Source organism: Temperatibacter marinus (assembly GCF_031598375.1).
Lineage (GTDB): Bacteria > Pseudomonadota > Alphaproteobacteria > Sphingomonadales > Kordiimonadaceae > Temperatibacter > Temperatibacter marinus.
This window is the reverse complement of sequence record NZ_CP123872.1, coordinates 2,871,359-2,884,730: the sequence shown is the minus strand read 5'-3', so window position 1 is coordinate 2,884,730 and position 13,372 is coordinate 2,871,359. Positions and strand designations below refer to the sequence as shown.

At 43.3% G+C, this 13,372-nt stretch carries 13 protein-coding genes; 5 read left to right on the top strand and 8 right to left on the bottom strand.

Features of this window, described 5'->3' with window-relative positions:
• Positions 1–103: 103 nt before the first annotated feature.
• Complete coding sequence (locus tag QGN29_RS13070) at positions 104–2,542, bottom strand: penicillin acylase family protein (protein WP_310798313.1); 2,439 nt, start codon at positions 2,540–2,542, stop codon at positions 104–106.
• A gap of 125 nt (positions 2,543–2,667) precedes the next feature.
• Between QGN29_RS13070 and QGN29_RS13065 the strand changes: the two genes are divergently transcribed.
• Positions 2,668–3,561 (top strand): NAD(P)-dependent oxidoreductase, encoded by an 894-nt coding sequence (locus tag QGN29_RS13065; RefSeq protein WP_310798312.1) that lies wholly within the window; start codon positions 2,668–2,670, stop codon positions 3,559–3,561.
• Positions 3,562–3,666: 105 nt separating this feature from the next.
• Positions 3,667–5,187: an EAL domain-containing protein gene (locus QGN29_RS13060; protein ID WP_310798311.1), complete on the top strand. Its 1,521-nt coding sequence runs from the start codon at positions 3,667–3,669 to the stop codon at positions 5,185–5,187.
• A gap of 5 nt (positions 5,188–5,192) precedes the next feature.
• Here QGN29_RS13060 and QGN29_RS13055 read toward each other — a convergent pair whose 3' ends face one another.
• From QGN29_RS13055 to QGN29_RS13030, 6 genes are all read right to left on the bottom strand, one after another.
• Entirely contained in the window at positions 5,193–6,362 is a 1,170-nt protein-coding gene (locus QGN29_RS13055; RefSeq protein WP_310798310.1) for a GNAT family N-acetyltransferase, read from the bottom strand.
• A complete protein-coding gene (locus QGN29_RS13050; RefSeq protein ID WP_310798309.1) occupies positions 6,346–7,098 on the bottom strand; it encodes a glycerophosphodiester phosphodiesterase family protein in 753 nt (250 codons plus the stop codon). The genes QGN29_RS13055 and QGN29_RS13050 overlap by 17 nt, the downstream gene beginning before the upstream one ends.
• 15 nt (positions 7,099–7,113) lie before the next feature.
• Positions 7,114–7,578, bottom strand: a complete 465-nt coding sequence (locus QGN29_RS13045; RefSeq protein ID WP_310798308.1) for a RidA family protein — start codon at positions 7,576–7,578, stop codon at positions 7,114–7,116.
• 129 nt (positions 7,579–7,707) lie between these two features.
• Positions 7,708–8,427: a GGDEF domain-containing protein gene (locus QGN29_RS13040; RefSeq protein WP_310798307.1), complete on the bottom strand. Its 720-nt coding sequence runs from the start codon at positions 8,425–8,427 to the stop codon at positions 7,708–7,710.
• A 127-nt stretch (positions 8,428–8,554) separates the two neighbouring features.
• Positions 8,555–9,838, bottom strand: coding sequence for a DNA polymerase IV (locus QGN29_RS13035; RefSeq protein ID WP_310798306.1), 1,284 nt, complete (start codon positions 9,836–9,838; stop codon positions 8,555–8,557).
• Positions 9,839–9,847: 9 nt separating this feature from the next.
• Positions 9,848–10,129, bottom strand: a complete 282-nt coding sequence (locus tag QGN29_RS13030; protein ID WP_310798305.1) for a DUF3572 family protein — start codon at positions 10,127–10,129, stop codon at positions 9,848–9,850.
• Between the two features lie 186 nt (positions 10,130–10,315).
• On the opposite strand from QGN29_RS13030, the gene QGN29_RS13025 reads away from it, so the two are divergent.
• Together QGN29_RS13025 and QGN29_RS13020 are read left to right on the top strand one after the other, a co-directional pair.
• The gene (locus tag QGN29_RS13025; RefSeq protein WP_310798304.1) at positions 10,316–10,684 is read left to right on the top strand and encodes a response regulator; all 369 of its coding nucleotides are present in this window, start codon (positions 10,316–10,318) and stop codon (positions 10,682–10,684) included.
• A gap of 53 nt (positions 10,685–10,737) precedes the next feature.
• On the top strand, positions 10,738–12,120 hold the full coding sequence (locus QGN29_RS13020) for a PleD family two-component system response regulator (RefSeq protein ID WP_310798303.1): 1,383 nt from the start codon (positions 10,738–10,740) through the stop codon (positions 12,118–12,120).
• Positions 12,121–12,229: 109 nt separating this feature from the next.
• Here QGN29_RS13020 and rpmG read toward each other — a convergent pair whose 3' ends face one another.
• On the bottom strand, positions 12,230–12,397 hold the full coding sequence (gene rpmG / locus QGN29_RS13015; RefSeq protein WP_310798302.1) for a 50S ribosomal protein L33: 168 nt from the start codon (positions 12,395–12,397) through the stop codon (positions 12,230–12,232).
• A 215-nt stretch (positions 12,398–12,612) separates the two neighbouring features.
• On the opposite strand from rpmG, the gene QGN29_RS13010 reads away from it, so the two are divergent.
• Positions 12,613–13,371 (top strand): PleD family two-component system response regulator, encoded by a 759-nt coding sequence (locus QGN29_RS13010; RefSeq protein WP_310798301.1) that lies wholly within the window; start codon positions 12,613–12,615, stop codon positions 13,369–13,371.
• Position 13,372: the final 1 nt, after the last annotated feature.

Here is a 13,372-nt window from a genome sequence, read left to right as displayed (position 1 = left end):
GTTGTAGCTTAAACATATTTCTCCATATGCTCAAGCTGTAAGTGTGAAAATAGCCTCTCAATAACGAGAAGCTATTTCTATGGTTTATCTTTCAAGCTTAAGGCTATTCTTTTTTGAGGACTAAAACATCCGATCCTATAGGGATAACTTGAGCCGTAGGTATTTTAATATAATTCCCGGCTGACCATAAGGGAAGCATATCCCCAAAATGCTTTGAGAGAGGGTTCCCAGATTGGCCAGTTGTGGTAATGAAGAGGCTGTCGTCCATGTTGGCGAGGTCAAATATACCGCGATAGCTCGCACCAAAGCTGCTTTTGTTAAGGCTTTTCTCTCTCCAACTGTTTCCAGCAACATTAATTGTGAATGTGCTGCCTGCTTGTTCTGACGTTAATTGGAAATACTCTGCGATTGCCTTGACTTCACCGAAGGGGCGATGAGTCTGAGTGAGAATATGGGCATCCCCCCAGCGCCATGAATTCCAATCCTCGCCGTGAGCCTTTATCAAGCCGTCCATAGCATCATCAAAGGCTTTTTCGCTCAGCTGGGCACATGTTTCCCTTTGATCCGTGGTTTGGACGTTATCGCACCACTTTGCGAGACTTTCGTCGTCAATGGGCGGCAATGCATAGTAAGGGTCTTGCGGATGGGCAGGGGTTCTTGCCTCAGCGGCCCAGACATTTTTCAGGAAGTAAGGCCTTTTTCTGAGGGTTTTATTATATAACTCCTCACCTAACTCATCGGCCATTAGCGCTTTAGAATATAAGCGCATCCAGTGATCAAATATGAGAGGCTCTGCTCTTTCCTTATCGAAATCCCCATTCCAGTCTTTGAGGGCTTTTAAAAGCTGTGGATAGCGATCATTTTTTGCGGGAAAGAGTGGAGATAAGTCTTTTGAAACATCTGAAACTGTATCCAAATGCAAAGCCTTCATGGTTTCAATATCATGATCTTTTCTTTGCGACAGTTCGTTGCGAATACGATTGCCTCTATAAGGCATTGACCAGTCGCGGGTGAGATAATGAGGATAATCATGTTCAACGATTTTTTCATTGGCTGTCGCTATAATACCGCTCTCAACATTATAGCGCTCAGGAACTTCGCTAAGTGGTAAATAGCCTTGCCAGTCATAGACGGCGAGCCATCCTGGTGAGGGAAGGCGGCCATTGATATGATTATCTTCATGTCTTACAGGGATCGTGGAGGGGGAATAATACCCAATATTTCCTTCTGTGTCAGCGTAAACCATGTTTTGCTGAGGTCCCATATAGAGTTTGGCACTTTCTTTTACCTGCTCAAATGTTTCTGCCTTCATCATACCAGCGAGGGCTTCAACTTGTGAATCTTTATCGCCGAGTGCCGTCCACTGTAAAGCCAGTACGTGCCCCTCTGGAGTGATCGAGCGTTCCCGATCTAACAAATCTGTTAAAACAGGGCCATGGCGCGTTTCTCGCACCGTTAGTCTGACGTCGTCACCGTCTTTCACTTTTATTATTTCTTGTCGCTCAATAAAGCGTTTTGGCCCGTCTGGGGTCAGATAATAATTCTGATCCTCCATCAGTTTTTCAATAAAGAGGTCCTGAACATCAGTGGCAGTGTTGGTAAATCCCCAAGCGATCTGATCATTTCTACCTAGGACGACGCCAGGGTTTCCAGGAAAGCTTACACCGACAATATTTTTATTTTCATTTAAATGATGCAGTCGAACAAGATACCAGATCGACGGAGTTGTAAGCCCTAAATGTGGATCGTTCGCTAGCAGTGGTTTGCCAGATTTTGTTAAATCTCCACTAATGACCCAATTGTTAGATCCAAATCCATTTGGCTTTTCTTCTCCTACAGCTGAGGCAAGAGCGTCAAGAGGGAGGTCCTTCAGGTAGTCTTTCATATCGGGAAGAGGATGTTCAAATTCACCCGGATAGGTAGGATATAGATGCGCGACTTGCTCAGGTGAAAGTTTGGTCATCAATTGGGCACGTGCTAATTCACGGCGGTAATTGGTAGAAAGTGAGAGCCACATCATTTTCCCCCATACTAGGGAGTCGACGGGGGTCCAAGGTTCAGGATCTACACCAAGGATCAAAAATTCAGGAGGCAAAACCCCCGTTCGGGTTGTGAGGTAAGCATTAATGCCATCTGCATAGGCTTGTAGCGTCGCTTTTTCTTCTAAAGACATATTGGCATAGGCTTTTTCTGCCCGATCTCTAAAGCCAAGAGTTCTAAAGTATCGGTCAGTCCGAAGTCCAGCTTCCCCAACAGCTTCAGCCAGACGGCCAGAACCAATTCGTCGGTTCATTTCTAACTGCCAAAGTCGATCCTGCGCATGAACATAGCCAACACCAAAATAAAGATCTTTCCATTCAGCTGCGCTGATATGCGGCACACCGTTCTCATCTCTTGCAATAGTCACACTACCTGAAATACCAGTAACATGGACTTGTCCAGAAAGAGTTGGAAGGCTCGATCGAAGGATGAGGATTGAGGTGATTGCAGTGAGGCCAAAAACTAAGACAAGACCGATCACCCATTTTAAACTTTTGCGCATGAATATAAACTCCCGAAATGAAGTATTTTTACATATTTATAATTTGTGTAACCTAGACATTAGTCTTATTTAGAGCAAGAGTAGATACTAAGAAGCAGTAAAATGTTGAAGGGAAGGATAGGCTGATGGCTAAAGTAGCATTTTTAGGACTCGGTGTGATGGGATACCCGATGGCAGGTCATCTTGTAGCTTCAGGGCATGATGTCACTGTATATAATAGAACGCCAACAAAAGTTAAGAAGTGGCTTGAAGAGTATCAAGCTATCGCCGAAGAGAAGGGGGTCTCTCTTACAGGGGCAATAACGCCTGCTGAGGCTGCAAGAGGGCAGGATATTGTTTTTGCATGCGTTGGCGCCGATAAAGATATTCTTCATGTTTGCATGGCTGAGGATGGTGCATTTGGGGCCATGGAAAAAGGGGCCGTTTTTGTAGATCACACAACAGTATCAGCAGATGCAGCGCGCACATTAGAAAAAGAAGCGCAGGGGAAAGGTCTAGGTTTTATCGATGCGCCAGTATCAGGAGGTGAAGCTGGTGCCGTTAACGGGATCCTCACGGTTATGTGTGGTGGAGAGATTGATGCCTTTAATCAGGTATCTTCTGTAATGAAGGCCTATGGTCGCATGATTAAACGGATTGGCCCTGCGGGCGCGGGTCAGACTGCGAAAATGGTTAATCAAGTTTGTATTGCAGGCGTGGTTCAAGGCCTGTCAGAAGGCCTACATTTGGCACAAAAAGCGGGTTTAGATGCAAAGGCTGTTGTCGAAGTGATCTCGAAAGGCGCTGCTGGCAGTTGGCAGATGGAAAATAGAGCCAATACTATGATTGATGGTGAATTTGACTTTGGTTTCGCGGTAGACTGGATGCGGAAAGACCTTGCCATCGTTCTAGAGGAAGCAAAGCGTTTAGGCCTAGACCTTCCTGTGACGACCCTGGTTGATAGTTTTTACGCCGACGTTCAGGCCTTAGGCGGAAATCGTCAGGATACAAGCAGTTTGATTAGGCGATTTGAAGACTAGAGGGCAGATAATATAGTTCTCTAAAATTTAAATTAAAAACCTATATTTGACCTAGGAGAGGAATAGATTTACCTTTCTTATGGCTCAATTAAAAAGTATGGATTTATGCCTCATAGCAGTGAATTTTCAATCAGCGTTACTGAAACGCATTTACTGGACCCTTCAGATGGAAGGCTCTCTAAGATTTTGGGTTGGGAAGAGTATGACCTTTTCAGGCAGCCCGTTGAATTTTTATTTCCCCCTGACGCTCACAGTCGACTGCAAAAGCTCTTAGCTGCAGAGCGTAAATTGGACCATGTTGTCTTCCCAAAAGTACCTCTTCGCTATCATGCTGGTGGCTATATTAATTTTGATATGCAGATTACAAGCAATGATGACGGATCATGGCTTTTCGAGTTTTTTAAAGTCGCTAAAGGATCAGGTCAGCCCACACCTAGTGCTGAGCATATTCCAGCTCAAGAGATTTACGCCTTTTTTGACTTTGTACAGGCTGTTTTAGAGAGCCCTTATGAAGGGGACTTAGATATGGCTATGATTCAGGTCTCAGGATTGAGAGAAGGGGCAGGGCTTTCGCCAGATCAACGCGAGAAGGTCAGAGATACGGTTGAAGAAGAACTTAAAAATCAAGCGATTGGCGGACGAATTGGTCAAGTTGATGAGGCCACCTATAGCTTGCTGACGGGAGGGGATTTTCATGAAGAGCTTTTTCATGAGGAAGTTGAAAATGCCGCGAAAAGCCTGGGCTTATCTCTTGAAGAATTAGGTGTAAAGTCACGAACTGTGGCGATCGATGATCCTACCTTGCCTGCAGATCAAATGCAAAAGGCGCTATCGCAGGCTACATTTGCGTTTTCTGGGCATATTGATGATATGGCGGACGCACGGTCAATCACTGAAGTGGTGTCGGGTATTGAACATCATGTTAATTTAATTAAAGCCGCACTTAATGCCTATGGCTACAGAATAGGAAAGCGTCAGGCCTCTTATGCAGTGGCTGGACAGAAATTTGCATTTCTTCTAGAGGGGAAAGTAGATATAGACGGCCATTTCCGTCGACCTGATGAACTTATAAATCTTGTGGATCATGCTGATTTAGCTCTTGAACATGACTTGAAGCAGATTGAAGAAGTCCTTAGACAACTTGCTGTTCAAAAGGATTCATCTCAGGATAAAATATTTTATGATCTTTGCCGATCTTGCTTGTTGGTACCTGATTTTCATGAGCGCTTAAATGATCTGCTGGAAAAATATTTAATTATGCCTTCCCAAATTGGGCTGCGTATTATGGGAGTGCCACCTATTAAACGGGGAGGCCCTCATTGGCAGACAATTAAAAGGATTCGTAAAAAAGGGATCCTATTATGGACGGACCGTTTTGGTGATGCGGTTACGGATGAGGAATTAGCGCCTCTCTTAAAAGAGGGGGTGATTGAGATGCCTGCTTCTTTGCTTAAAAAACTGATCAGCCATTTTGATGGAAAAGACTTAATCACACAATTGGTAAAAGTTTGGCAGAGCAAATCTGTGTGGGTTGTGCTTGAAAACATTGAAGATGAAAAGTGGAAACGCCAAGCTTTGGAAGCTGGCATTGAAATCTATCTCTCGAGGGACCCTTATACGGATTAAAGCCTTCACTCTGATTTTTTAAAAGGAAGATGATCAGATAGATATTCAATCTCATGATCGACATGTTGATGTTCTGATTCCAGAAAGGCATGGACTGCTTTGTGGAAACCTGGATCGGATAGATAATGCGCCGACGTGGTTTTAGTGGGGCGGTATCCTCTTGCAACCTTGTGGGGGCCTTGAGCTCCTGCCTCAACCCGGCCAATTTTATTTTTTATAGCATAATCGATGGCTTGGTAATAACAGGCTTCAAAATGAAGACAGTCATAATGAATTAATTCGCCCCAGTGGCGGCCATAAATGGCCTCTTTACCAATGAAATTTAAGGCAGAAGCAACGGGAGAGCCTGTTGTTGTTTCGACATAAACAACCATAATTTTTTCAGGCATTTTATTGCCAATGAGCTCAAAAAAGTCCCGAGTTAAATAGGGCTGCCCCCATTTCCTTGCACCCGTGTCACAGTAACACTGAAAGAAAACATCCCAGTAGTCCTCTGTCATTTCGTGGCCTGTAAGTTGTTTGATAACCAGATCTTTATGCTGACTAATCCGGCGCTCTTTTTTGATTTGCTTACGTTTTCTTGAAGAAAGACTGAGCAAGAAGTCAGTAAAATCTTTATATTCATCGTTATACCAATGAAATTGTTGATCATGTCGCAAAAGATACCCTTGTTTCAGGGCTATATGTGACTCGCCATCTGTCATGAAAGTACAATGGAAACTAGAAAGCTGTTGTTGCAAGCAATAAGATCTAGCCCCTTCTAGAAGAGCATTTTTGACAAGTTGAGTGTCCGTGTCACTCAAGGACTGTCGCGCAAGTAATCTTGGGCCTGTCGCTGGGGTGAACGGAATAGAACACTGAAGTTTAGGATAGTAGCGCCCGCCAGCGCGTTCATAGGCCTCAGCCCACCCATGGTCAAAAACATATTCCCCTTGAGAGTGAAGTTTAAGATAGGCAGGCATAAAACCGAGAACGGCTTCATTGCTGTCTTTGACGATAAAATGTTGCGGAATCCACCCTGTATCTGCGCGGCCGACCGAACCACTCTCTTCTAGTGCCGACAGAAAATGATAGTTAGAGAAAGGATAACCGTCTGTACAAGACTGCCAGTCACTCTCATTGATTGCAGATATAGAATCAACGACTTCAATCGTAAGTTTATGGGGTTCCATCATCAAGAGTACCAGCAACTGCAGGCGCTTCAAAGATCAATGCATCTGCATTTTCTCTCGCGACTGTTTCTTGTCCTTTACTTTTCACGGTCCAAGTCAGAAGTGGTTTATCAGATGAGCGCCATTTTTCTGCAAATTTAGAGGGGAGGCTGTTAATGTCGAGTGCAAGAAAATGTGGATTGGTCCGGCGAAGAGAATAGGACGTTAAGAGTCTTCGATGAAACTTGCTTAATCCCTGGAAATCAATAACGAGGCCTCGGGCATAGTCTGGAAAATTATCCCTAAACCACAGGGCAACTTTAGGATTGAAAGACATAACGGCTATTTTACCAATATAGCCTTCCAGAGCGAATCTGATGCCGGCACAAAGTTGAAAAGGGTCCATAGAGAGAGGGCATTTGGCTTCTATGATGAGGGGAACACGTTCATTCACTAAATCTAGTACATCAGTCAAGAGAGGAATTTTTAGCCCAGTTTGTCCGACTGTGTATTTTTCTAATTCTGCATATGTGAATTCAGAGACATAGCCTCTACCATCTGTAAGGCGCTCTAAACGGGCATCATGAAAAACCACAATTGCCCCTTCTGCAGTCATTCTGACATCAATTTCAATGGCATAACCTTTTTCAACGGCACGTTCTATAGCAGCAAGGCTATTCTCTTCATACTTTGTACCACTCTTATAAAGCCCGCGATGTGCAATATCAGTCTTTATAATCCAGCTATAATCCATTGGCATCGTTAATTATCTTTCTTATGCAGTGATTTCTACCAGTGCGTCGATTTCCACTGGGACATTAAGGGGGAGGGCATTTGTCCCCACAGCTGACCGTGAGTGTCGTCCCTTGTCACCAAAAACATCAACCATCAAGTCTGAGGCAGCATTAATAATTTGAGGTTGTCCAGCAAATTCACTGACACAGTTTACAAAGCCACCTAGTTTCACGATACGTACTACACGGTCAAGGTCTCCGTCTAGTGCCGCATCTAATTGTGCGATGATATTGATGCCGCAAAGTCTTGCAGCACTCAGGGCCTCTTCCGGTGATACGGAATTTCCAACTTGCCCTTTGAATTCTAAGCCCGTTGGTCCCATAGGAATTTGACCAGAAATAGAGATAAGGTTGCCGCTAATCACATAAGGGACATAGTTCGCCACAGGGGCTGCCGCTGCCGGTAACGTGATGCCTAGTTTTTCTAAACGCTCTTTCACAGTCATTGATTTGATCCTACAAAGTCTAATTAAAAAAAGGGGTAAAAGCCTCCAGTGATGCTCATAACCCCTTAATTTCTATTGCGTATTTCGCTGTATAAATCAACTAAATAACACAGGAAATCTCAATAATCATTAAATTGCCTGCTCCAGAGCTTTGGCCTGCTTCTCAGCTTTTCTAGCGCTTTTATTCTTATACATAGAAAGATCTGCTTGTTCGATCAATTTGCTTGGATCAGTTCCTTGCGCAAAAGGATGATGGCCTATGCTGCATTCAATTGGAATATCTATGCCACCAAAGTTTATGGTTGAAGAATTAATCAATGTTTGAATTTGTGTGAGTCTCTCTACGCCCTCCTCAGAAGTACAGCGTGTGAGGACAATGGCAAATTCATCACCTGAAATTCTGGAAACTTCATCAGTCGGTCGAATGGCATTTTTTAGAATATGAGAAACATGGCGAAGAATTGTATCTCCTGCCAAATGACCATAAGTGTCATTGATTTGTTTAAAACCATCTAAATCAATGAAGCCAAGGACACCGGCTTCTTTATGGCGATTAACGCTGGCGAGAGTGGTACCTAAAAAACGACGCAACCCTCTGCGATTAGTGATGCCCGTCAATTCATCGGTAATAGAGAGATTTTCAAGATATGAAATTCTATCGCGTTGTTCTGACATGCGTTGCTCAGCAGCTGCGGCATAACTAAGAACTTCTGAAATCAGTTGCCAACCTGTGCTGTCAAACTTCATTTCTGCACGAGCTGCCGTTTTCATAAGCTGGCTAGCAAGCCCACTTACATAGGGATTAATAGCAACTTTCTGATCTTCTTCTAAAAACAAAGCTTCGTTCATTTTTATCTCCTACACAATTTACTATGTAAAATACTATGCAATGTATATGCCATGTTTTTTGGAAATTTTAAGCGAAGAAGGATGTTCATATATTAAATGAAATAATCAAAATAAGATATTGTTTTAATTATTTAAAAGATCGACCCTTTGATATCATTTTATCGCCAAATCGATCTCTTAATTGATCAATCGCCTTTTCAGCGTCGGTTAATTTGTTGCGTTTTGGTTCAATAAGATCTGGTTGATCGGCAAAATCTGCTGAGGTCAGGTTGCTCCCGCCAACACCGATGAGGCGGTAGTAAGTGCCGTCACAAAGGGGCTTTAACATGTGTCTTGATTTTTCAAATAGAATGGTAGCCATCTGTGTGGCGCCGTCAAGAGTGTGAGACCTGGAAAGTGTCTTGTGATGTGATGTTTTTAACTTTAGGGTAACGGTTGTGGCAGCAAGGTTTTTCTTTTTGAGATCTTTTGAAACCCGCTCACATTGTTTCCACAAGAGAGTTTCCAGTTCTGTATATTCCCATATGTCTTTTCTAAAGGTGGTTTCGCCAGACACACTTTTTGTTTTGCGTTCCTTTTTGACGATTCTGTTATCGATCCCCCGTGATAATCTGTATAGCCTGAGGCCTGTTTCGCCAAACTTTCCGGCCAAGTCACGTTCACTCATGGTTTGTAACTGGCTTATCATGGTTAGGCCCTTTTTCTCTAGAGAGTTCTCAGTGACTTTTCCGATCCCGGGAATTCGGTTGATGGGGAGCTCTGCCAGTCTTTGTTTCGCATCGCTGTGACCAATGATTGTAAAACCACGTGGTTTGTCCATATCTGAAGCAACTTTGGCCAAAAATTTATTATAAGACAATCCAATAGAGATAGAGATACCAACTTGTTGTTCAATTTTCTTTGCCAATTTTGCGAGAACGATAGAGCCGCTATCTCCTTGATGAACAAGGCTGGTGCCGGTTAAATCAAGAAAGGCTTCATCTATGGAAAGGGGCTCAACAGAAGGCGTCAACTCGTTGAAAAGTCTTGTGATTTGTAAGCTTGCTTCTTTATATTTATGCATGTTTCCATGAATGATAACGGCATCTGGGCAAAGTTTTCTGGCCTTAAACATAGGCATAGCAGAGCGCACACCGTTCATGCGCGCAATATAGCAGGCAGTTGATACCACCCCGCGGTCTCCGCCTCCAATTATGACAGGTTTATCCTTTAGGTCTGGATTGTCTCGCTTTTCTACAGCAGCAAAAAAGGCATCGCAGTCCACATGTGCAATGGATAATTCCTGTAGTTCAGGGTGACTGATTGTACGCCGGCTTGAGCATTCAGTACATCGCTCAGATTGAGCAGAGAAGAGTGTGAAACAATCTCTACAAAGCGTTGAGTTAGGGAGTGTGGAAGGGGAAGGTGTCATAGGCCCTCTCTAGAGCATTTGAGGATCGCCCCCAAGGGCAATCCAAGCTTTGACCACATGCTCGGGCCTGATGTTTTTATGCTCGCAAAGGGCAACTAAGTCTGGCTCAAATCCCATGAAATAATCAAGTATGCCCAATTGAAAAGCGGTGTCTTCGCTGTCAGATGCTCTTGCCTTTAATGTCATTTCATCAAATCCAGACATATTTAGAAAACGACTGCCTAAGTGTTCATTTTCAAAGATATAGGACAGGGCTGTCAGTGCGAGGGTATAGGTTTCATCTGGATGCATGGGAGTAGATTCTTTGCTGTGTGTCTGTTCATTCTCAATTTGATTCTATAGAATACGCCGTATTTTGGCAAAAAAAGATTATACTTATTCAATAAACTCTTGTTTTTTGACACATATTAAGACTAAGATTATTTTGTAATTTGTAGAAATACTACTCTATCAAGTACTGACGGGAATAAAACAGATATGGCAAAACGAATATTGATTGTTGAGGATAATGATCTCAATATGAAGCTGTTCTGTGATCTGCTAGAAGCGCATGATTATGAAACTATTCAAACTCGCGATGGCATGTCAGCGCTTGACCTTGCTCGAGAACATGAGCCTGATTTAATTTTGATGGATATACAACTACCTGAGGTTTCTGGCTTAGAGGTAACCAAGTGGCTGAAGGAAGATGAAGACCTGCGACAAATTCCAGTGATTGCAGTGACAGCCTTTGCCATGAAGGGTGATGAAGAAAAAATTCGTCAAGGGGGATGTGAGGCTTATATCGCAAAACCCATTTCAGTTGGTCATTTCCTTGAAACCGTCAAAAAATTTGCATATGCATAATAAATAATAATAAACCTCCTAGAGTCTTGTTTTTTGGGGTATGAGGGTCTGATATGACTGCGCGGGTTTTAGTTGTCGATGATGTAGCACCGAACGTTAAACTGCTAGAAGCTAAGCTAGCCAGTGAGTATTTTGACGTCCTGACAGCATACTCAGGTATGGAAGCCTTAGAAATCATTGGTCGGGAACACCCTGATATCGTTCTTTTAGATGTAATGATGCCTGGCATGGATGGTTTTGAAGTCTGTAAGAAAATTAAATCAGATCCCAACACCATGCACATTCCTGTGGTCATGGTGACCGCGCTTGATCAACCTTCTGATCGTGTGAAAGGATTAGAGGCTGGTGCAGATGATTTCCTGACCAAACCGCTTCAGGATATAGCACTTTTTGCCCGTGTTAAATCCCTCGTTCGGATGAAGATGACGATGGATGAGCTGAGAAAGCGCGAGATTACAGGCGGCAGCTTTGGCTTAGACGCAACAGAAGCTAGAGATTTATTTGATGATGAAAAATTAAAGGGCCGTATTCTCATTGTTGATGAGCAAGAGCGGGTTATGAGCCGTATTTCAAAGGCACTTGATGGGTATGGTGAAGTAACCCAAATGTTTGGGGATGACGACGTGCCAGATCGGATCAGAGAGAAAAGCTTTGATTTGCTGATTATCTCTTTAACCATGCGGGAGTGCGATGGCCTTCGCATCTGTTCTAAACTGAGGACGTTTGATGAAACTAGGCGGTTGCCGCTTCTCGTGATGGTCGATGATCCCAATTCACCCGCCTTGGTCAAGGCATTAGATATTGGGGTGAATGACTATGTTGTCCGTCCTGTTGATCGAATGGAGTTTATTGCTCGGGTGAAGACTCAGCTGCGGCGTAAGAGATATGCAGACAAGCTCAATGAAAATTTCCTCATCAGCATGCAAATGGCGACCACTGATGCTGTAACTAGCCTCTTTAACCGACATTATCTTACTAGCCATTTAGATACACATATTAAATCGCCTAAAAGTCTTGGAAAGCCTCTGACAATCTTAATTATGGATATCGACCACTTTAAGAAAGTGAATGATACCTATGGTCATGCGGTTGGGGATGAGGTTCTGGCAGAATTCGCCAACAGAATAGCCCAGAACATCCGTGGTGTAGATTTAGCCGCCCGATACGGCGGTGAGGAATTCGTTGTAATGATGCCCGATACCACCAGCGAGTGGGGTGAAATGGTAGGGGAAAGATTACGGCAGGAGGTCGAGGAGACAAATTTCGTATGCAGTGCACCCGAAGGGGCTATACCGATCCGTGTCTCCATTGGGGTCGCAACAATGGAAACAACACCGGACCTTGATACATCTCTCTTGATTGATGTGGCCGATAAGGCGCTTTACGAGGCTAAAAATGCTGGCCGAAATAGAGTCGTTGTCGCCGGAAGAGAATAAAAAGTCAGGCGGGCGAGTCGTCCTTTGAACTCTTAAGAGACAAAATAATAAAAAACCTGGAAACCGAAAGGTATCCAGGTTTTTTTGTGACTTTAAAAAACTAAAAAAATTACTTAATTTTAGCTTCTTTAAATTCAACGTGTTTGCGTGCAACAGGGTCATACTTACGCTTGACCATTTTCTCCGTCATTGTGCGAGGATTCTTTTTTGTTACATAAAAGTAACCAGTACCCTCAGTGCTTACTAAACGGATTTTGATGCTGGTCGGCTTTGCCATAGTTCCAACTCCAAGAAATATCTAACTGCGGTCACCCTCATGTGACCAACTTCGTCGGGCATAAATACAGGGGAATTCCATAAAGTCAAGCATTCAGTTCGTATTCTGCAAATAAATTTTCTTTTTTCATTGTTATCAATATTTTTTTAACTGTATAAGGATAGATAACAAAGCATTGAAATTCAAAAATTATTACTTTTTGCAAAGGGTTGGTCATGGTTGACGACATTCTTCTTGAACTTCGTAACGAGGCGATAGATACCATTGAGGATAAGCTCGGCAGTTTAAATGATATTATCATTAAAAGACGTTCAGGAGTGTATACAGGCACCGAATCATTATCAAAGGTTCGATTAGAATCTCATAGTATCAAAGCCGTAGCCGCAAGTTTTGATATGAAGGCAATCCTTGTTCTTTCTCACCGATTTGAAGACTTCACCTTCGATATGAAAGAAATCTCTGTTGAGGACCTCTCTTCAATCCAAGCCTTTAGTGATCGCATTGCTGAAGCTTTAGAAGCTTTCATAAATGATCGCACATTTGATGTCGCCGAAGTCATGCGAAAACTGCCTGCTAAGGGCGGATTCGATGAAGCTTCTATCACAGTCTCTAACATTGAAGTGATGCTTGTCATGGAGCCAGGAATTGCAACTAAAATTGTAACACGGGAACTCTTAGAATGTGGGTATCGTATTGTGAATGTTGCAAGCACACTTGATGCTCTTGTATTGATTCCTCAAATGAAGCCTGATTGTGTCATTACCTCAAGAGTGATGCCAGAATTAACAGGTATAGACCTCGCCTGTGCCTTAAAAGCAATGCCGACCACACGAGCAACGCCTGTGGCCTTGATCGCAACAGACAATAAGGATATGCGCACAGACGATTTGCCAAAGAATGTCCCTGTCATCCGGAAGGGGTCGGACTTTGGTAATGATGTGGCAGATGTCTTTATGGAATTAGGAATATTATAGC